At 45.4% G+C, this 18,063-nt stretch carries 18 protein-coding genes; 8 read left to right on the top strand and 10 right to left on the bottom strand.

Annotated features, from left to right (window positions below; translation table 11 throughout):
- Positions 1-60 precede the first annotated feature (60 nt).
- Positions 61-933 carry a calcium-binding protein gene (locus QUB70_RS00165; protein WP_332977694.1) on the top strand — a complete coding sequence of 291 codons (873 nt, stop codon included), beginning with the start codon at positions 61-63 and terminating at the stop codon, positions 931-933.
- Between the two features lie 118 nt (positions 934-1,051).
- Here the strand turns inward: QUB70_RS00165 and QUB70_RS00160 are convergent, their stop codons facing one another.
- Positions 1,052-1,855, bottom strand: a complete 804-nt coding sequence (locus QUB70_RS00160) for an MOSC domain-containing protein (protein ID WP_332977693.1) — start codon at positions 1,853-1,855, stop codon at positions 1,052-1,054.
- Positions 1,856-2,177: 322 nt separating this feature from the next.
- Positions 2,178-2,477, bottom strand: a complete 300-nt coding sequence (locus QUB70_RS00155) for a putative quinol monooxygenase (RefSeq protein WP_332977692.1) — start codon at positions 2,475-2,477, stop codon at positions 2,178-2,180.
- Between QUB70_RS00155 and QUB70_RS00150 the strand changes: the two genes are divergently transcribed.
- Complete coding sequence (locus tag QUB70_RS00150) at positions 2,476-3,159, top strand: hypothetical protein (protein ID WP_332977690.1); 684 nt, start codon at positions 2,476-2,478, stop codon at positions 3,157-3,159. The two genes, QUB70_RS00155 and QUB70_RS00150, sit on opposite strands and share 2 nt — an antisense overlap.
- A gap of 11 nt (positions 3,160-3,170) precedes the next feature.
- Here QUB70_RS00150 and QUB70_RS00145 read toward each other — a convergent pair whose 3' ends face one another.
- On the bottom strand, positions 3,171-4,265 hold the full coding sequence (locus QUB70_RS00145; protein WP_332977688.1) for a DNA-methyltransferase: 1,095 nt from the start codon (positions 4,263-4,265) through the stop codon (positions 3,171-3,173).
- A gap of 74 nt (positions 4,266-4,339) precedes the next feature.
- Positions 4,340-5,017: a hypothetical protein gene (locus tag QUB70_RS00140; protein WP_332977686.1), complete on the bottom strand. Its 678-nt coding sequence runs from the start codon at positions 5,015-5,017 to the stop codon at positions 4,340-4,342.
- 142 nt (positions 5,018-5,159) lie between these two features.
- Here QUB70_RS00140 and QUB70_RS00135 point away from each other — a divergent pair, with 142 nt between their 5' ends.
- The gene (locus QUB70_RS00135) at positions 5,160-5,639 is read left to right on the top strand and encodes a hypothetical protein (RefSeq protein WP_332977684.1); all 480 of its coding nucleotides are present in this window, start codon (positions 5,160-5,162) and stop codon (positions 5,637-5,639) included.
- Between the two features lie 167 nt (positions 5,640-5,806).
- On the opposite strand, the gene QUB70_RS00130 is transcribed toward QUB70_RS00135, so the two are convergent.
- Positions 5,807-6,301, bottom strand: coding sequence for a hypothetical protein (locus QUB70_RS00130; RefSeq protein WP_332977682.1), 495 nt, complete (start codon positions 6,299-6,301; stop codon positions 5,807-5,809).
- 445 nt (positions 6,302-6,746) lie between these two features.
- Here QUB70_RS00130 and aroA point away from each other — a divergent pair, with 445 nt between their 5' ends.
- Positions 6,747-8,102, top strand: coding sequence for a 3-phosphoshikimate 1-carboxyvinyltransferase (aroA, locus tag QUB70_RS00125; protein ID WP_332977681.1), 1,356 nt, complete (start codon positions 6,747-6,749; stop codon positions 8,100-8,102).
- 292 nt (positions 8,103-8,394) lie between these two features.
- Here aroA and QUB70_RS00120 read toward each other — a convergent pair whose 3' ends face one another.
- Both QUB70_RS00120 and QUB70_RS00115 read right to left on the bottom strand, forming a co-directional pair.
- Positions 8,395-8,832 (bottom strand): CAAD domain-containing protein, encoded by a 438-nt coding sequence (locus QUB70_RS00120; protein ID WP_332977680.1) that lies wholly within the window; start codon positions 8,830-8,832, stop codon positions 8,395-8,397.
- 196 nt (positions 8,833-9,028) lie between these two features.
- The gene (locus QUB70_RS00115; protein WP_332977679.1) at positions 9,029-10,036 is read right to left on the bottom strand and encodes a 2-hydroxyacid dehydrogenase; all 1,008 of its coding nucleotides are present in this window, start codon (positions 10,034-10,036) and stop codon (positions 9,029-9,031) included.
- Positions 10,037-10,280: 244 nt separating this feature from the next.
- On the opposite strand from QUB70_RS00115, the gene QUB70_RS00110 reads away from it, so the two are divergent.
- Positions 10,281-11,285 (top strand): ion transporter, encoded by a 1,005-nt coding sequence (locus tag QUB70_RS00110; RefSeq protein ID WP_332977678.1) that lies wholly within the window; start codon positions 10,281-10,283, stop codon positions 11,283-11,285.
- Between the two features lie 179 nt (positions 11,286-11,464).
- Here the strand turns inward: QUB70_RS00110 and QUB70_RS00105 are convergent, their stop codons facing one another.
- The 3 genes from QUB70_RS00105 to QUB70_RS00095 form a co-directional block, all read right to left on the bottom strand.
- Positions 11,465-12,199, bottom strand: a complete 735-nt coding sequence (locus QUB70_RS00105; protein ID WP_332977676.1) for an energy-coupling factor ABC transporter ATP-binding protein — start codon at positions 12,197-12,199, stop codon at positions 11,465-11,467.
- 92 nt (positions 12,200-12,291) lie between these two features.
- Positions 12,292-12,948, bottom strand: a complete 657-nt coding sequence (locus QUB70_RS00100) for an energy-coupling factor transporter transmembrane component T family protein (protein ID WP_332977674.1) — start codon at positions 12,946-12,948, stop codon at positions 12,292-12,294.
- Positions 12,941-13,870: an energy-coupling factor ABC transporter permease gene (locus tag QUB70_RS00095; RefSeq protein ID WP_332977672.1), complete on the bottom strand. Its 930-nt coding sequence runs from the start codon at positions 13,868-13,870 to the stop codon at positions 12,941-12,943. The genes QUB70_RS00100 and QUB70_RS00095 overlap by 8 nt, the downstream gene beginning before the upstream one ends.
- 559 nt (positions 13,871-14,429) lie before the next feature.
- On the opposite strand from QUB70_RS00095, the gene QUB70_RS00090 reads away from it, so the two are divergent.
- From QUB70_RS00090 to QUB70_RS00080, 3 genes are all read left to right on the top strand, one after another.
- Positions 14,430-14,864, top strand: a complete 435-nt coding sequence (locus tag QUB70_RS00090; protein WP_332977670.1) for a ferritin-like domain-containing protein — start codon at positions 14,430-14,432, stop codon at positions 14,862-14,864.
- Between the two features lie 168 nt (positions 14,865-15,032).
- Complete coding sequence (locus tag QUB70_RS00085; protein WP_332977669.1) at positions 15,033-15,995, top strand: FTR1 family iron permease; 963 nt, start codon at positions 15,033-15,035, stop codon at positions 15,993-15,995.
- A 731-nt stretch (positions 15,996-16,726) separates the two neighbouring features.
- Positions 16,727-17,464: a response regulator transcription factor gene (locus QUB70_RS00080; protein ID WP_332977852.1), complete on the top strand. Its 738-nt coding sequence runs from the start codon at positions 16,727-16,729 to the stop codon at positions 17,462-17,464.
- Positions 17,465-18,063 lie beyond the last annotated feature (599 nt).

Below are 18,063 nucleotides of genomic sequence, written 5' to 3'. Positions count from 1 at the left end.
TTGTGCGCTCTTTCTGTTTTAGTGTTTTATTGTTTAATTTTTAATTGTTACTCCACACCAATGCGAATTCTATTCACTATTGCTCACTTTTACAATCCCAGCGGCGACGGGAAACACGCTTCCCAGCGAAACGATCCGCAACCGCGACTCAATGCTTTAACCGCTTGCGTGACATCGCTGCAAGCTTTGTACGGCAAATCTCAGTCCATGATTGACATTAGCGAGTGTGCAACTATCCCAGCCAATCAATCTCAAAAGCACGAAATTGACATTGTTATTTGCACTACTCAAGGCTATCATATGTTGCCTCAACTGCCAGTGCAGCCCAGATGTTTTATGCACCACGCTACAAAATGCGAACCGCTGCTGTTGGGGTTTGAGTGTCAAGCAGTTTTGCGAGCGTGTCTTGACAAATACGATTATTTCTGTTATTTGGAAGATGATTTAATTCTGCACGATCCGTGGTTTTTTAGTAAATTAAAGTGGTTTACTCATCACGGGGGAAATGGGAATTTGCTGCAACCTAATCGCTATGAAATATCCCCTCAAGGGGCTGTTTTTAAAGCTTATGTTGATGGTGATTTAGCGGCTACAGCTACTGCGAAGTTTCAAAATATAGAGGAGCAGCGGCAGTTAATGGGAAAAATTATGGAACAAACCATAGCTTTTGAGCGGGCTTTGAATCCTCATTCCGGCTGCTATTTTTTGAATGCGGAACAGATGGCACACTGGGCTAAGCAGTCTCATTTTTTGGACAGGGATACTAGCTTTATCGGCCCGCTGGAAAGTGCGGCGACTTTAGGAATTATGCGGACTTTTAGAGTTTACAAGTCAACTCCTGCTTATGCTAATTTTTTAGAGATTCAACATTTTGGAACGAGTTTTCTGAATTTGATTGGTAATAAGGTGAGGGTGCCGGAAGAGGGTTTGTAGATAAGACTGCGGTTGAAATCCCCCGTATGCAAAGTCTAAGAAACCGGGTTTCTTACAAAATCTGGGTTTGATGGCAAAATATCTGGAAATAAACCCGGTTTCTGGGAGCTATGCACTTCTAGGAATTCAAAATATCGCCGATTTTAACTGTACCGCTGTTGATAATTTTGGCTAAAACTCCAGTTTGTGCGTGACCGAATTCCTGTTGCAGTAAACTGAGTAGGGAAATATCCCGATCGCCCGTTTCTGGATTCACTTCTATATTGACACAGCGACCGATTCGTGCTGTAACTTCTATGTGCGCCGTGCCTAATTGAAACTGTTTTCCGATCAACTCAAATTCCGACCAAGCTGCCATACCTTCTAACACAATGTTCGGGCGAAATCGCCCCACGTCAATGTTTTGACCAGCGATTTCTGTTAATTGGTCTAATGTGGCTTGACTGAGTAAAGAAATGTGTACTGGTTCTCGATCGGGATAACGAGTTTCGCCGCTGCTGTCGCCGACTAAGTGCACAGGTGCAAGCTGCGGGTGTGTCGCTTCTTTTGTGGGTTGAATTGCGGCCAGATATTCGGTGAAAAAAGTGCCGATGCGATCGCGCCCCGCTGCTGTGTTTGTTTCTGCTGATAACACTGCAACTCCTTGACGCTTGACTGTTAAAACGGTCGTTTCCGGTTGATAATCGCATTCTAAAGCTGCTAACAGAGGCCAATCGTTTTGGACTGCAAAATATTTTTTGCTCATCCAAGGCATATTTTGGGCCGGCATCTTTGCCACTTTAAGATTATCTGCAAACATTAAGGCAAAAGCTCGATCGCCCTTAATTCCGTGTCCGGCTGTTAAAGCAAACTCCGACATCTCTTGCGGTGTCAGCCCTTTAATTGGATAAGTGAATAACTGTTTTATGGTTGCTACTGTCATAATTTTTTTAGCTGTGCTTCAACTTGAACTGAACTCTTGTCCCCCCTTACTAAGGGGGCTAGGGCAGGGTGGATTAATTGTCATCCTAGAAATAGGTACGTAGTTGGGCTTTAGCCCTCTTGAGACGTATATAGAAAGAGGGCTAAAGCCCAACTACGTACCTTTATTAATATAACAGTTGCGTCCCAGACGCGAGCTTTGAGTGGTGCTTTCTGTCGTTTCAGATTTCTTCTCCCCACAATAAAACCACCCTGCTTACTAAGGGGGCTAGGGGGGTCGAAACTAATTCAAAAACCTTAATAAAATTGCTATAAAAAGCCGATTAAGCTAGCAATTCATAGCGGCGAATATCGGGAGGCCCAACGGCCAAACCGTCTAATTTCTGCACGGCGTCTTGAAGGTGAGTTGAACCGAGATGTAGTTCGAGCAAATCTGCACTTTCCCACTCTTCAACAAAGGTAAAATCTGTGGGATCGGCTTGATTTTGCAGGAGTTCGTATTTGATGCAGCCTTGCTCTTGGCGAGTTGGCTCTATAATGCTCAGCAGCAGAGATTTGAGTTCTGCTACTTTGTCGGGAAAGGCGGCGAGGCGGGCGACTACTCGCAAGGTTGGTTGGGACATGGGAGAAAGGAGGACTGCTATTTTAATTGAATTTACGGATTTCAATGGGGCAAGCACTGTCATCAGTAACTACTGTAGCGCGGAATGGAACCAAATCAGCAGCGTACTTGCTGCTATGCCACTGCACATAAAAGCTTCTGGTCAAGCTGGATTTGTGGGCAATGCAGTTTTCGATCCTGTAGCAACAAATGAATACATCAAAACTGAGTTGGTCAAACTTGGATGGCTAGCGAAAATCCCGATTCCGCCGATGTATCGATTTTTGGGAACAGATGTTGACTTTGGCTCTTCTGGTGCGATTGTAGAAGTTCAGTTTTCTCACTATTCATTTCTATTAAACAATACCGTGCGATCGCAATTGTTTTTCAATACTAATACGCCTCTCACAGGACAGCCAATTAGGGCTGTTATTATAGTTACAAAATCACAAATGTTTCCTGCTGCTAATAGCAGCCTTTACTACGAGCAAGCTGTGAACCAGTTAACAGTATTATCTGCCTATCTATTTAATGTACCGCTCAGAATCGTTGGTTTATTCAAGCAAAATAATACAACTGTACCTGCAAAATTGACTGTTTACAGCGCTCAAACATCAAGGACAATAGTAACTCAGCAAGAGTGTGAATGTCAAATTATTTCAGGGCCCTCGCCCCGCAGTCGCAGTTCTATTCGGATTATGTGAAAAATGATATACTAGCTCCACAACTCAAGTTCTAATTGATCTCCAATTTTAGTAGAATTCAGCGTTTTCTTACCGTTGCCATTTAGCTTGAGGTCTACTGGTGGAGCTTTTCCCCGAATATCCGCAGCAAAAGCAGCTTCCTCATAGAGCAAGCGTTTCTCCATTTCTTCTAAGTGATACTCTTCGGGATATATTTTTGCTTTGCTGCGTTCTGTTGGTCTTTTACCTACTTGTACGTCAAACCGAAATGCTTCAATTGGCTGTCCGGTTTTTTCTACATAGTCTCGCAGAGTTTTTAAGTTGGGGAAATAGCCGCGCTCGTCCGGTTCCCCGCTTAAACGACGCAGCGCAACTTGATAATATTTTAGATCCAATTCTGCACCGATAAAATGCCGATCGCAGTTTTTAGCTACAACGGCCGCCGTACCCGAACCCATATAAGGATCGAGAACAACATTACCTTTCACGGTTGTAGTCAAGACAATTCTAGCGATTAAGTCTTCGGGAAATTGACAGGGATGTATAGTTTGTTCTTCGTGGTTGTGTTTGACGTTGCGGAACATCCAAATGTCGCCTGGGTTTTTCCCGTCAGGATTGCATGAAAGTTCGCCTTTGCGAGAGCCTCGGTAATGTTTTTTATTTTGATACTTTTGCGGTACTCTAATATCGTCTAAGTTAAATATATATTCATCGGATTTAGTAAACCAAAGAATTGTCTCGTGGCGGCATGAGAATTTCTTTCTGCCGTGCAAACCGTGCTGTCTCCCCCAGATAATTCGATTTCGAGGAATTAACCCGCAGGATTCTAGAATTGGAAAAAAGCGAATATCGAGCGGAATTAGCGTACCGCGATCGGAGAAAGCACCGACTTGCCAGAACAGTGAACCTGATTTTTTGAGAATTCGGCTGCATTCTTGCAGCACAATTCTCTGTTCTTCTAAATAAATATTGAGAGCTTGCTTAGTCTCGTATTCCTTCCCCAAGTTGTAGGGAGGAGAGGATACTACTAAATCAACGCATTCATCGGGCAAGCTGCTCAGAAGTTCCAGACAATTTCCCAGAAATATCCGATCGAGCGGGAGCTGTTCTCGGTTCTGGTGCTGCATTTGCTTTGCCTTTAATTTCAAAAAAACTTCTACTTTAACTGAATATAACCCAAACCAGTCAATTAGTCAATATCTCAATCTTTGGGATAAAATCGCTTGTTTTCTGTAGAATATTCCCAGGCGATCGCCTCGGGGTCTTTTTCGCGGCTCCACCGATCAAACTCCGGCTTAAGTTTCCACTTGCCGATCGTAGTTGCGTGAACTTTGAATCTGCGGGATAGTTCCGTTTGGGTAAAAGAGATTTTGGGTTTGTCAGGAGTCTTGGTTTGAGCAATCGGGAATAAATTTGGTTTTTTATCTGGTGCTTTTTCCCGATTTGTGGGAGGCTCTTGAACAGCTATTACCGCATTAGGTGTTTCGCTTTGATTGACAGTTGGAGCTATTTGAAAATAATACAAAATTCCGCCTTCTTCCGTTACTTGAAAATCGGCAGCAAACTCAAGAGCTCGTTCGTCGAGATACTCTTGAACCTTTTCTCCGGGGAGTTTCGCATTCATCGCCAAATCCAAAGCCGTAACTCGCCCTTGATTTTCCTTGATCAACTTGTAGAAAACCGAGTCTAAATGAGCGAGTTTGTGTTTTTGCTGCTGCTGGTAGAGCTTGTAAGCCCAAGCAATGCCCGCTGTGGTGGCGATCGCCCAAAACATCGTTCCCGACTCGAAACTGGCAACCGCCGTCAAGGAAATAGGCAAAAGCAGGGTAAGATATCCCCAAATGCTGCCCTTCTGTAGGTTATTGCTGTTTTTGACCATAGTTCCTAAACAGGTACGTAGTTTAGCTTAGCAGAGCGTGTCTGGATGCCATCTGGTGTTTCCACAGTCGATATATCGGCTAATCGCTGACCCACTCTACTACAAAATCCCAGAATCTACTTTTTTTTGCAACCGAGGATTCATGTACTTTTTTCGCAAACAGATTGCCATCTTGCTAATAGTTGTTGCTTGCTGTACGCTGACGATTAGTTGCAGCGATAGCCGAGCTGTCCAGTGTACTAAATTTACTAAAATTGTCACCAAAGGCAACGCTCTCATTGATATGAAGAAAGACAGCAACGATGCTGCAACGACCGAGAACTTAGCTAAAGATTTGAACCAGACAGCGAAACAACTTGAGGATCTGCGAATAACAGATACAACCCTCAAAGAAATTCAGGGGCGATCGGTTGAATCCTTCCGGGACATGGGTCAAGCACTCGACGACATAGGCAAAAGTCTTGAGAGAGGAAATCTGGCTTCTACAAGTATAGAAGGTCGAGTGCAAATCCAAACAGCTCGAGCAGATATTATCAGAGCCGGACAGCAGGCGAATCAAGCAGCCGAAAATCAAGACGCTTTGACTGACCAACTGATTAATTATTGTAAGAGCAGTTCCTAAATGGTAATAGTTTTGAGTTTTGAGATTGCAACGCGAGCCGCGAATAAGGCACACGGGGTGCATGAGTTTTGGAAGGCGTTGCCTTCACCGGGCATCTACTAATTCTCAATTACCCATTCTCAATTACCCCTTCTCAATTACCCCTTCCCAATTACCCATTCCCAATTTTAGTGATGAATTTCTAGATTCAAAATATAACGACCGAGTTGTACTTTCTCCGACCACAACTCGTATTCTAACCGCAAGTGTTCGGGTTCCGGCTTTCCTGTCAGCGTCAAGTTGCGGGTGAAGTTGCGGAGCCGCAACTGTTCGGGAGTCGCCAGGGAGTCGCCCTGAAGCCAATAACGGCTCAAGCCGTACATTCCTCGTTCCCAGCAGTGTCGGTAACTGTATTTGCCGTTTCCTTGCATGGTCATAATGACTCGATAGGGCGAAACTTCTAGCCAGAGCAACCGGGGTTTTGTGGTTGTTGGCAAGATAGTAACTTGCTCGGCCGATTCGTCGGAAAATTGGCGATCGAGGATGGCTGGTTCGTGCAACAACAAGTGAAAGCGATCGCGGTCTTTTTGATACAGCGTACCAGCGGTTTCAACAAATGACCACAAAGGTAAATCTGTGGATACCAGCGATAAACTTACAGGCTTGCGGTGATGCGTCAGCATAAATAAAAGTTTAGGAGTTATTGTGAATTGGGCGGTTTGAGATTTGAGATTTTAGGCTTGAGATTTTAGATTTTAGATTAGCTGGGCTCGAAATTCCGGAGCTTTTGCTAAAAAAAATGAAAAATCTATAACTCGCAATCGAAAACATAAAATTGTTCAGTCAAAATTCAATCATCTGGTCGATAAGTGAGAGCATGACATGAAATCTAGGCAGATACACGGATAATATTTGTGGAATTAAGGTGAAATTAAAGTGAAATCCGTGCATTTGCCTCCGTCCTCCCCTGTCGCCGACAACTGACAGCGGACTGTCTGGGCGAGTTTAATCAGCCTTGGAGTTAACCGGACACATTGGGAAAAAACTCGCAGACATACCAAAAGACGACTGACTTAGCACCCCCAAAAGGGTAGGATAGCTAACGCCATCCCATCCTAGTTTATCTCAATGCAAGCTGACATTATAACTACTGCGCTTCTTGACAAAAGTCAAACTTTAAGCATTCAAAAACCGGCCTCGGGCTTGTCGCTGTCGGGAAGGATTCGAGTTCCGGGCGATAAGTCGATTTCTCACCGAGCTTTGATGTTGGGTGCGATCGCCCGAGGTGAAACTACAATTGAAGGACTACTCCTAGGAGAAGACCCCCGCAGCACTGCTAAATGTTTCTCGCTCCTGGGAGCCAAAGTTTCTGAACTCAACGCGGAACTGGTGACAGTCACGGGTGTCGGAATTGGCGAGTTAGAGGAGCCTGTGGAAGTCTTGGATGCGGGTAATTCCGGGACAACGATGCGGCTGATGTTGGGAATTTTAGCGTCTCATCCGGGGCGTTTTTATGCGGTAACGGGTGACAGTTCTCTGCGATCGCGCCCCATGTCGCGCGTCATTAAACCGCTGCAACAAATGGGAGCGCAAATTTGGGGTCGAAAGAGCAATTCTTTAGCTCCTTTAGCGATACTCGGACAGCAGTTAAAACCGATTCACTACCGTTCTCCGATCGCCTCAGCTCAAGTTAAATCCTGCATTTTGCTCGCCGGTTTGATGGCTGACGGAGAAACTACAGTCACAGAACCCGCTCTCTCGCGGGATCACAGCGAGCGGATGCTGCGGGCGTTTGGAGCCCGATTGAGCGTCGATCCAGAAACTTGCAGCGTGACAGTCACTGGGCCGACACAACTGCAAGGGCAGAATGTGATTGTACCGGGGGATATTAGTTCGGCGGCATTTTGGCTAGTTGCTGGGGCGATCGTCCCGGGTTCCGAACTCGTAGTCGAAAATGTCGGCGTCAACCCAACTCGTACAGGCATTTTGGAAGCTTTGGAAATGATGGGCGCGGACATTGAACTGCAAAATCAGCGAGAGGCTGCCGGGGAACCTGTAGCGGATATTTTGGTTCGTAGTTCCGGCCAATTGCGGGGATGCACCATTGCTGGCGACTTAATTCCCCGACTGATTGACGAAATCCCGATTTTGGCAGTAGCGGCGATCTTTGCGTCGGGTACTACCATAATTCGAGATGCGGCCGAGTTGCGAGTCAAAGAGAGCGATCGGCTGGCCGTGACTGCTGCGGAACTCAACCGCATGGGAGCCCAAATTTCAGAGTTACCCGACGGTTTAGAAATTACCGGGGGAACTCCTTTGACTGGCGCGGATGTTGACAGCTACACCGACCACAGAATAGCGATGAGTTTGGCGATCGCAGCCCTCAACGCCACAGGTATTACTAACATTCACCGGGCAGAAGCCGCTGCCATTTCCTACCCCGACTTTACTGCCACTTTGCAACAAGTTTGCCATCCAAATTGAGAGCGGGAGAGGGGGAGAAGGGGAGAGGGGGAGATTGGGAGAGGGGGAGAGGGGGAGATTGGGAGAGGGGGAGAGTGGGAGATTGGGAGAGTGGGAGATGGGGAGAGGGGGAGAGTGGGAGATTGGGAGAGTGGGAGATGGGGAGAGGGAGAAAAACTCTCTTTCTTCTTTCTTCTTTCTTCCTCTTCCCTCTTCCTTCTTCCTTCTTCCCTCTTCCCTCTTCCTTCTTCCTTCTTCCTTCTTCCTTCTTCCTTCTTCCTTCTTCCTTCTTCCCTCTTCCTTCAACATCCGTTTAAGAATCTTTGCCTACAACTTGTTCTTTTAAAGAATCAATTTCCGTTAACAACTCTTGGCGATCGGAAGCCTTGAGCAGATAGCGGTAAACAAACCAACCCGTATATCCCATACCGATCAACTCAAAAATTGGAGCTACCAAAGGGACATCATTAAGAGCATCTAAAACTCCCAGCAATACCTTAATACTAATACCGCCTGCCAGAATTAAACCAACAGTTACGAGGGGCTTTTGGTAGTCAGCAAAAAAATTGGAGACATAGGCGGGAAGTTCCGACAAAATTGTCAGAACTTGGTCTTTAATATCTTGGAGCTGGCTGGTCGGTGTTTCTGTGGTTGTCACTGTAGTCATGACCCCCGGTTTGTCCTCCACCAGGTCTACTGTGACGACTTCAGCGATTTTTTGTGTGTCGTCCGAAAAGTTAGCTTGTGTCATTTGATACTTCCTCCGGTGTCAAGTAAAATTGCAGGGTTTGAGTTGCTGGCAGTATAATTCTCAGGCAATTAGCAAAGCATCCACACTGCCGGCACTAATTGATGAGACTAAGGCAGAGCTTCACAAATTGCAAGCAAAAATAATGATATGACTTGATTTTAAACAATTGCCTTCGCCGCCAAATCGGTCTTTTGACTCATTTTTTGGATTGTTGGAGGTCGATTTGATTGACGCAAGTGCGCCCTTGTTCAAAATCGGTGATATTGCCGATCGTGGTTTCGGCGATATTTTTCAAAGCTTCCTCGGTGAAAAAAGCTTGATGTCCGGTAATCAGGACGTTGGGGAAAGTCAGCAAGCGCTGAAATACGTCGTCTTGAATGACGTGATTTGACAAATCCTCAAAAAACAGATCCGTCTCTTGTTCGTACACATCTAAGCCGAGGTAACCAATTTTACCAGACTTCAGTCCTTTGGTCACAGCTTTAGTGTCAATCAACTGACCGCGGCTGGTATTGATCAGCATCATCCCCGGCTTCATTTGCTCGATCGCCCCTGCACCGATCAAATGATAAGTTTCTGGTATCAGCGGACAGTGAAGGCTGACAATATCAGAGGCGGCGAACAGTTCCGGGAGTGCGACGTATTCCATGCCGAGGGCGAGGCAATCTGGGTTTTGGTAAACATCGTATCCCAGCAGGCGACACCCGAATCCGTGCAGAATTTGGGCAGTAATTGCGCCAATTCGGCCAGTCCCGACGATTCCCACCGTTTTGCCGTGGAGGTCAAAACCCAACAAGCCGTCTAGGGCAAAATTGCCTTCGCGGACGCGGTTGTAGGCCCGGTAGATTTTGCGGTTGAGGGACAAAATCAGAGCGACTGCGTGTTCGGCGACGGAGTAGGGAGAATAAGCGGGAACTCGGAGGATAGTTAGGTCTAAATCCCTGGCTGCTGCTAAATCGACGTGGTTGAATCCGGCGGATCTCAGGGCTAGCAAGCGGACGCCTTTTTCGGCGATCGCCCGCAGTGTTTTCGCGTCCAAGCAGTCGTTAACGAACGCGCAGACGGCCGGAAATCCAGCAGCCAAAACGCTGGTTTCCAGGGTCAGATGCGGTTCAAAAAAAACCAACTCGTGTTGACCCCCGACATTTGCTGCTGTCAGAAAAGTGCGATCGTAGGATTTGGTATTAAATACGGCTACCTTCATGCTTTTTGCCTGCAAACCCAGTAATAGGTGGAAATTCTTTTCAGATTAACTCTAAATTTTACTAGAACGCCGTTGCCCCAAACAACCAACTTTCCCTGAAAAATATTGAATTTCGTAACAAGAGCCTCTCTGAAGAAGCCCATTTTTTAGCTTGAGGGCAACTCCTGCTTAATTTTTTGAATTTAATTGCTTATACTGTAGTCAATCGCGAGCGTTAATTGCTAATTTTTTAGGACAAACTCAGATGCGTAAAAAAATCAAAACTATAATTTATGAAATCCTAGAAACCTCAGAATCAAGCAATTTATACAGTTTAGCAGATGATGTTTTCATAACTTGTTTGATTCTGATTAACGTTGCAGCTTTTATTGCTTCTACTTCGCCCACCTTGTCGCCGGAACATACATCGCTTTTGGCAAATATAGAATTTTTTTCCTCCTTAGCATTTACAATAGAATATATTTTAAGGGTGTGGGTGTCTACAGTCGATAGCAGATACAGCCACCCGCTTTGGGGAAGATTGAGATACGGTCTTACACCGCTAAGTCTGATCGATTTAATTTCAATCCTACCGTTTTACTCATTGCTGTTATTTCCTAATTTAAGCTTTGTTAATTTAATTCGCCTGCTGCGCTTGTTGCGGTTGCTAAAAATGAGCCGCTATTCAGAGTCACTCCGAACACTAGGAGCAGTATTGTACGCTAAAAAAGAGGAGTTAATTGCCACTGCATTTGCAGTTTTTATTCTGTTAATATTTGCTTCAAGCGTCATGTATTTTGTTGAAAACGAGGCGAATCCAGAAATTTTTGCGAGCATCCCCGATGCAATGTGGTGGGGAGTTGTGACATTAACTACTGTCGGTTACGGTGATATTTATCCAATTACTCCTTTAGGGAAATTTTTAGGAGCAATATTAGCATTTTTGGGAATCGGAATTTTTGCGTTACCTGCGGGGCTGATTGCTGCGGGTTTTTCCGAGGAAGTCCAAAAGAGAAAGCAGGAAAAAATGGCTGCAAATTTACAGCAATCTGCTAATTATCAATCAGTCAAAATGCTGGCGGACATCGAGGTCGGGTTTCAACAAAACCAAAGTGCGATCGCGCTTCACATCGAAAGTTCATCCGAGTTGATGAAACTGTGTGTTTTAACGGCGAAAGAGAAGTTAGGAAATGATTTTCAAAATGAAGAAATTCTTCGCGATTTAGCTATTCATTTTTATAATGAAGCAGTTCGCAAATTCGAGCTTTAATTACAGGTAGATATTCAGGACTAAGGCAAACAAATGGTTTGAGGCGCGAATTATAGCGGTAAGCCGATGGACATCGCACCCTACATAATTAGGTTCTGCGTTCAGGACTGGACTGATGACTGATGACTGATGACTGATGACTAATAACTAATGACTAATGACTAATGACTGATGACTAATTACCAGTCTGGCGGCAAATTGTAATATTCAAGAGTCGATCGATCTTTTAGCAATTCTTGCGTTTCTCGATCGACCTGAATCTGACCGTCTGCCAAAACTAACGCCCTTTGAGTCGTTTTCCCGATCCAATTCAAATTGTGGGACGCGATCAAAATTACCTCGATCGGCAATTGGGACAAAACAGACGCCAAATGCCTGCGCCACGAGGGGTCGAGTCCGTTGGTCGGCTCGTCTAAGATTAAAATTGCCGGTTCTAATGCTAAAATTGCTGCCAAGGCTGCCAACCTTCTTTGACCTCCCGAAAGTTCGTGGGCCGAACGGTTGGCAAATTCTACTAAACCGAATTCGTCTAATAGCGATAAAGCTCGATCGCGCGCAACTCCCGGCGGCACTCCGTAATTGCGCGGCCCGAACATTACATCCTCTAAAATAGTCGGCATAAATAGCTGGTCGTTAGCGTCTTGAAAACAAAATCCAATCTGCCTGCGCGCCTGCGATAAAGTCGCCTCTTCCAGCTTTTTTCCCTGCACTCTAATTTCGCCGGATTGAGGCATTTTTAAGCCGATTAAGTTTTCGAGCAAAGTGCTTTTTCCAGCGCCAGTTAAACCTAGTAGAGCAACTCTTTCTCCGGGTTGTAAGGTGAAGGAAATTCCTTGCAACACTGGTTTTTGCTGTGGATATCCGAATACTAAGTCTTGTACTTCAATTGTTGGCATCACTTTGAGATTAGTCAATTTTTATTTGCCTCGATTTTTGGATTAAGAGTTTTTAACCGCAGAGGGCGCAGAGAGCGCAGAGAGGGGAGGGGAAGGGATTCTGCAAAAAGTTACCAGTTACGGTAAGAGGCTATTGTTAATCCGGCTGCGGTTACAGTTGTGACTGTGAGCCAGAGTCGCTCTTTTGGTGTCGATTTTGAGTCTGCTGGCAAACTTCCTTGATAGCCGCGAATTAGCATTGCTGCATGAACTCTTTCTGCGCGATCGAGACTTCGCAAATAAAGAGCTCCGATCATGGAAGCACTGGCGTAGCGCAGCCATCCTCCGGCGCCGGACAAGCCTCGGAGTTGGGCGGATATTTTCATGCGGTTGACTTCGGTCAGCAGGATTTCTAAGTATTGTCCCGCTAAAAGTACAATCTCTTGCAAACCTGCTGGTAAGGGCAATCCTTTGAGGGCTATTCCGAAACTGTGGGGCGGCAAAGTTAGCAGAAAACTGTTCATAATTAGCAGGCAAATTAGGGAACGCAGCAACAGAAAACTGGCGCGCTCCCAACCTTGGGGCAGCACTAATAAGGAGAGAAAAAGCAATTCTGCTCCCAACAGTTGCGCTAGGGTTCGCACCGGAGCCCTGAGCCAAAACGACCAAAAAAGTGCGATCGCCCCATAAATACCCAGCCACGGCCAAGCGCCTGTCTTCATAAAACCAATACCGATGACAATTATCAAAGACAGGCGCAATCGAAAAGGTATGGAGAGTTTAGACATCTTTAGGTTTTACCACCAACTGAGCAATCCCAAAAGCCGCGCCGAAACAGATGGCAGAGCCTAAAACTCCAGCAATGCTAGTACCTATAGGCTGTTCTTCTAATCCTTTAACTGTGTAATCTGCTAAAGGAGTAGGATTTTCGATCGCCACAGCTTCTTTATCTTTAAAGCCGTATTTTTCGGCTACCGCTTCTAACCCGTCAGGCCAACTTGAAGCAAACAGCGAAAGCACCCCCGAAATTAATAAAACTCCGATTACCGGCACTACCCATTTCTGCAATTGTGGCTGTTCTCCCGGCAGTAAATCCGGCCGCACTTTGACGAGATAAGTTAAAACGCCGCCTGTAATTATCCCTTCGCCAATACCAATTAAAATATGTACGCCTACCATTGCTGGCAATGCGATATTCAGCGGTACTGTACCAGAAATTGCGAGTTCGATCGCCACACAAATCGAAGCAGCCACGACGCTGAGGGCGGCGGTGATGCCCGCGGCTAAGGGCAAACGATTTCTGGAACCTCCCAAGAGTTGCTGCAACGGCTGTAACAGCCACCAGCCCACCCAAATGCCAACTAGCCCCATGTTAAAAATATTGGCTCCCAGGGCGGTGATGCCCCCGTCGGCAAACAAGACGCTTTGAATTATAAAAACCGTGCTCATCGCCAGAGTTGCCGCCCAAGGGCTCCCCAAAACGACGGATGCCAGCGCCCCTCCCAACAAGTGCCCGCTGGTGCCGCCGGCTACGGGAAAGTTGATCATCTGGGCAGCAAACACGAAAGCTGTGGTTAAGCCCACGATCGGGGCTTGCCGCAGTCCGATGCTATCGCGGGTTCGATTCAGGGCAACCGCAATTACTGCTGCACTTGCTATGCCGGTGGCAATGGCTACTGGAGGTGAAAGAAAACCATCAGGTATGTGCATTGATGTATCCCAAAGGAGAGAACTTCCAATTAGTCAACTATTTTTTACAAAAATTTACTATCCCCTATGGGGGTATTCGTGCCGGCGGGCGATCCTCTTCGAGGGCTTCGCTAACGGGGGACTTGCGGCGGGCGATCGCTTATTCGCTATAGATTAGTGCCTCACGGGCAGGATTTTGAGGATGAGAAATTTTACATTAAATATTCCTGAAGAAGTATTCGGATATTTGACCGACAACCCCCACATAGAAGCTTTTCGATCGGAATTATCAATATTTGTTTACAGATTCAACTGCAAAATGTATTCACCGTCAAGCTCAAACAAGAATATTAAAAAAATATAAATAATTAACTGAACATCCCTAATGGGTTTTATTGTCATTTTTTGAGAATAGATTGCATTAAGTTTTTGACGACAGCAGCAGTCAGGAACTCAGGGCTAAAGCCACGCTCGCTTGTAAGAAATTACAAGTTGTTCTGTGCGCCTTAATTTTACTTTTTAACTTAAATGTGATATTATGAGCAACGCCCTGTAGGTTATTCTACATCTAAAACAACAAATGAAAGAACTTGACGAGAAAAAAACCCAAGAACTGCTATGCACCATCATGGAATGGGAACTAGCAGGAGTAGTGCGCTACACCCACTATGCACTCATGGTGACAGGGCCAAACCGAATTCCCATCGTGCAGTTTTTTCAAGCACAAGCAACTGAATCTCTACTCCACGCCCAACAAGCGGGAGAAATTTTGACAGGTTTAGAAGGGCATCCCAGCCAAAAAATCGCTCCCATCGAAGAAACCTACAAACACTCTATCAAAGACTTGTTGGAAGAAAGCCTTAATCACGAGAAAAAAGCGCTTAAAAAGTATAAATCCTTACTTGAAGTCGTCACCAACTCCAGCGTTTATCTCGAAGAATATGCCCGCAATCTCATCGGACAAGAAGAATTGCACCAAGTAGAACTCAAAAAAATGCTGCGGGATTACAGTTGATTTAGTCCTTAGTCCTTAGTTACTTCCGAACCGCCTTAAGAGTATCGGCTACTTCTCCTGTTTCTCTTCCTTCGCGCCTTCGCGGTTCAATAAATTGATATTCTGCCAGCGCTAAAATAAAAGTTGCTAAAGACTAAGGACTAACTACAAATTAGCAGTTCTCAAAAAATGAACTTTACTGAAGCCATCCCAACATTTGTAATTACTCTCCGCGAAGGCGTAGAAGCCGCCTTGGTCGTCGGAATAGTCCTAGCTTGCTTAAAAAAAGCCGACCAAACTAATCTCAATTCTTGGGTAGGTGCAGGTATCGCAGCCGGCATTGCTGCTAGCGCTTTTGTAGGTGCATTATTCAATCAGTTGTTCCACGCACTCTCAACATCAAATCAGCCTTACGCACCAGCAATCAAGCAATTGCTCGAAGGTTCTCTGGGAATTATCGCGATCGCCATGCTAAGCTGGATGCTAATTTGGATGACTCAGCAAGCCCGCTTTCTCAAAGCTGAAGTTGAAGGCGCTGTTACCGCTGCTTTGAAAGAAAATACTAATGCCGGCTGGGGCGTATTCGGCTTAATTTTTATCGCCGTACTTCGCGAAGGTTTTGAAACAGTTATATTTGTCAGCGCTCAATTTCAACAAGGTTTAACTCCGGCTTTAGGTGCTTTGGCCGGTTTGCTTGGGGCTGCAATCATTGGTTCCCTAATTTTCAAATGGGGTGTCAAAATTGATATCCGCCAGTTTTTCAAGTTTATGGGGATTTTGTTGCTGCTAATTGTAGCCGGTTTGGCAGTCTCTGCACTCAAACATTTTGACCGAGCTGCTGCCATTTTGTCGCAGATGGATAGCAAGTATGCAGCGATTTGTGTTTATTTCGATCGCACTGCACAACTCCACTCCTGTATTTTAGGGCCCCTCGTGTGGAATGCAGAGGCAGTTTTGCCCGATCGACAATTTCCCGGAGTCCTTCTCAAAGCACTATTTGGATACAGAGATCGACTTTATTTCATCCAAGCGATCGGTTATGCTATATTCTCAGTCACCGTCGGCAGTCTTTATTTCCAAAAATTAGGCCGGGGCCCCACTGTTTCTCCCAAAAATACTCAGTCTGCTCCAGAATCAACTCTTTCTCAGTAGTTGTGACCAAGAATTTCTTGATGGTACCCGCCACGTGATTTATCCGTGGAATCAATCGAAAATCCTCAAGCCCCCGCATTTATCCGTGGGGTCGCCTCTAAAATCTAAAATCTAAAATCTAAAATCGACTGACGGCGATTGTTACAGCTTATTTCACTGCTTTTAACCCGATCCCCAAAAACATTGCCCCGCTTTCAAAAAACGGCCCCAAATTTTCGAGTTTGTGAATTGACTTATTGACATTTGTATGATACCATTTAATAATGGAAATATTGACAATTTTTAATATAAATACTTATATTTCTATTATTTAATAATACCGTCAATAGCCCAAAAAAGCAAGCGCTACCCTCAAAAAAAAATTTATTTTTTTAATAATAAAAAGTAACAAAGTTTAAAAATTAACAGTTAATTGTTAACAAGGATTTCCAAGACGCGGGCTACCGCTAGAGTCATTCTGTGAAGTCGCAGGCGCACCCGGCTGAAGTTGAAGCTCTTGTTGTTTGTCGGCAAAAAATCGGCCCCCCAGCAAGATTTTTGACGAACAGTTTTCTGATAGGCGCTACTAGGGCTTATAATTAGTACAAGAATATTTACAGAGATCGCAAAGTTCTTAATGAACCTTATAATCCTTAATGAAGCTTAAAATTAAAAAATTGTTCGTTAAAGTTACCTGGAACCCCCAGAAGGCTGTAGGCTTTGCCATTCGGTTAGCGGTGAGATAAATAATGATGCCTCGGATACTTGTTATTGATGATGACGTGGCGATCGCCGAACTCGTAGCAGTCAACCTAGAAATGGCTGGCTACGAAGTCACCCAGGCTGAAGACGGCATCAAAGGTCAGGCACTAGCCATACAAATGCTCCCCGACCTGATCGTGCTAGACCTGATGCTGCCTAGAGTAGATGGATTCACAGTGTGTCAGCGTTTGCGGCGCGACGATCGCACATCCGACATTCCCGTTTTGATGTTGACAGCCTTAAGTCAAACTCAAGACAAAGTAGAAGGCTTCAACTCCGGCGCCGACGACTACCTGACCAAACCCTTTGAACTAGAAGAGATGCTGGCGCGAGTGCGAGCCTTGCTGAGGCGCACAGACCGCATCCCCCAAGCTGCCAAACACTCCGAAATCCTGAATTACGGCCCGCTGACCCTTGTGCCCGAAAGGTTTGAAGCCGTTTGGTACATTAATACCGTCAAACTCACTCACCTAGAGTTCGAGTTGCTGCACTGCTTGCTCCAGCGCCACGGTCAGACAGTCTCTCCCAGCGAAATTCTCAAAGAAGTGTGGGGTTACGACCCCGACGACGACATCGAAACAATTCGCGTACACATCAGACACCTGAGAACGAAGATGGAACCCGATCCCCGCCATCCTCGGTACATCAAAACCGTATACGGAGCCGGCTATTGCCTGGAATTACCCAGCAACGAGCAAGTAGCCGAGGAAAGCAAATCATCTGCTTGAACTAGCGCATCAGATGCAACAAGCAATTACAAATCTAGCTAAAAAAGCCTGAGAGCAAGTGTTCTCAGGCTTTTAAATTAGACCTCTTGCAAAAGTCCTTTTAATCAAATTTTGGGACGCTGCTCAAAGCCCATCCCACAAGAAAAAAGATTTTTGTGGGACGGGCCGGAGAGCCCGTGCCAGCTATTTTTGCAAGAGGTCTATTGAAATACAGCCTTGGCGGTTGCTATATCAATCCTGGACGCATGGGGTTCAGAAACCGGGTTTTTGACCGCAATACTTCGTTAAAACCCCAAGATTCCCTAAAAAACCCGGTTTCTTTGGTGGGTGTGCTTCTCCTGCACCTTAGTAAAATTATTTATCAATAAATCCAGAAATATTTACTCACTGGCAACCTGCACCACTAAGAAAACTTGTGCCAGCCGATCGCCCAAACTCCCTGCAACCCTTGCTAAAGAGCCTTTTTGGCAACTGCGTTACATATCTAAACCAAACTTAATGAAATATTTTATCAAAAAGACTTGACTCAGCCAGCAAAATTGTTGATTATCTATATCAATAAGCCGCACAAGCTTAAGACTCAATTGACATCTTTCTCA

The sequence above is a fragment of the Microcoleus sp. A003_D6 genome (assembly GCF_036702825.1).
Taxonomy (GTDB): Bacteria; Cyanobacteriota; Cyanobacteriia; order Cyanobacteriales; family Microcoleaceae; genus Microcoleus.
Note: the sequence above shows the minus strand (reverse complement) of the source record. Positions and strands in the feature narration are given on the sequence as shown.

Coding starts and splice junctions, on each gene's coding strand:
- QUB70_RS00100 (WP_332977674.1), bottom strand. CDS start 12,948: ATGTCTAAACTCTCCATACCTTTTCGATTGCGCCTGTCTTTGATAATT.
- QUB70_RS00085 (WP_332977669.1), top strand. CDS start 15,033: ATGAACTTTACTGAAGCCATCCCAACATTTGTAATTACTCTCCGCGAA.
- QUB70_RS00165 (WP_332977694.1), top strand. CDS start 61: ATGCGAATTCTATTCACTATTGCTCACTTTTACAATCCCAGCGGCGAC.
- QUB70_RS00120 (WP_332977680.1), bottom strand. CDS start 8,832: ATGACACAAGCTAACTTTTCGGACGACACACAAAAAATCGCTGAAGTC.
- QUB70_RS00130 (WP_332977682.1), bottom strand. CDS start 6,301: ATGCTGACGCATCACCGCAAGCCTGTAAGTTTATCGCTGGTATCCACA.
- QUB70_RS00095 (WP_332977672.1), bottom strand. CDS start 13,870: ATGCACATACCTGATGGTTTTCTTTCACCTCCAGTAGCCATTGCCACC.
- QUB70_RS00110 (WP_332977678.1), top strand. CDS start 10,281: ATGCGTAAAAAAATCAAAACTATAATTTATGAAATCCTAGAAACCTCA.
- aroA (WP_332977681.1), top strand. CDS start 6,747: ATGCAAGCTGACATTATAACTACTGCGCTTCTTGACAAAAGTCAAACT.
- QUB70_RS00150 (WP_332977690.1), top strand. CDS start 2,476: ATGGGAGAAAGGAGGACTGCTATTTTAATTGAATTTACGGATTTCAAT.
- QUB70_RS00090 (WP_332977670.1), top strand. CDS start 14,430: ATGAAAGAACTTGACGAGAAAAAAACCCAAGAACTGCTATGCACCATC.
- QUB70_RS00155 (WP_332977692.1), bottom strand. CDS start 2,477: ATGTCCCAACCAACCTTGCGAGTAGTCGCCCGCCTCGCCGCCTTTCCC.
- QUB70_RS00145 (WP_332977688.1), bottom strand. CDS start 4,265: ATGCAGCACCAGAACCGAGAACAGCTCCCGCTCGATCGGATATTTCTG.
- QUB70_RS00080 (WP_332977852.1), top strand. CDS start 16,727: ATGCCTCGGATACTTGTTATTGATGATGACGTGGCGATCGCCGAACTC.
- QUB70_RS00135 (WP_332977684.1), top strand. CDS start 5,160: ATGTACTTTTTTCGCAAACAGATTGCCATCTTGCTAATAGTTGTTGCT.
- QUB70_RS00160 (WP_332977693.1), bottom strand. CDS start 1,855: ATGACAGTAGCAACCATAAAACAGTTATTCACTTATCCAATTAAAGGG.
- QUB70_RS00140 (WP_332977686.1), bottom strand. CDS start 5,017: ATGGTCAAAAACAGCAATAACCTACAGAAGGGCAGCATTTGGGGATAT.
- QUB70_RS00115 (WP_332977679.1), bottom strand. CDS start 10,036: ATGAAGGTAGCCGTATTTAATACCAAATCCTACGATCGCACTTTTCTG.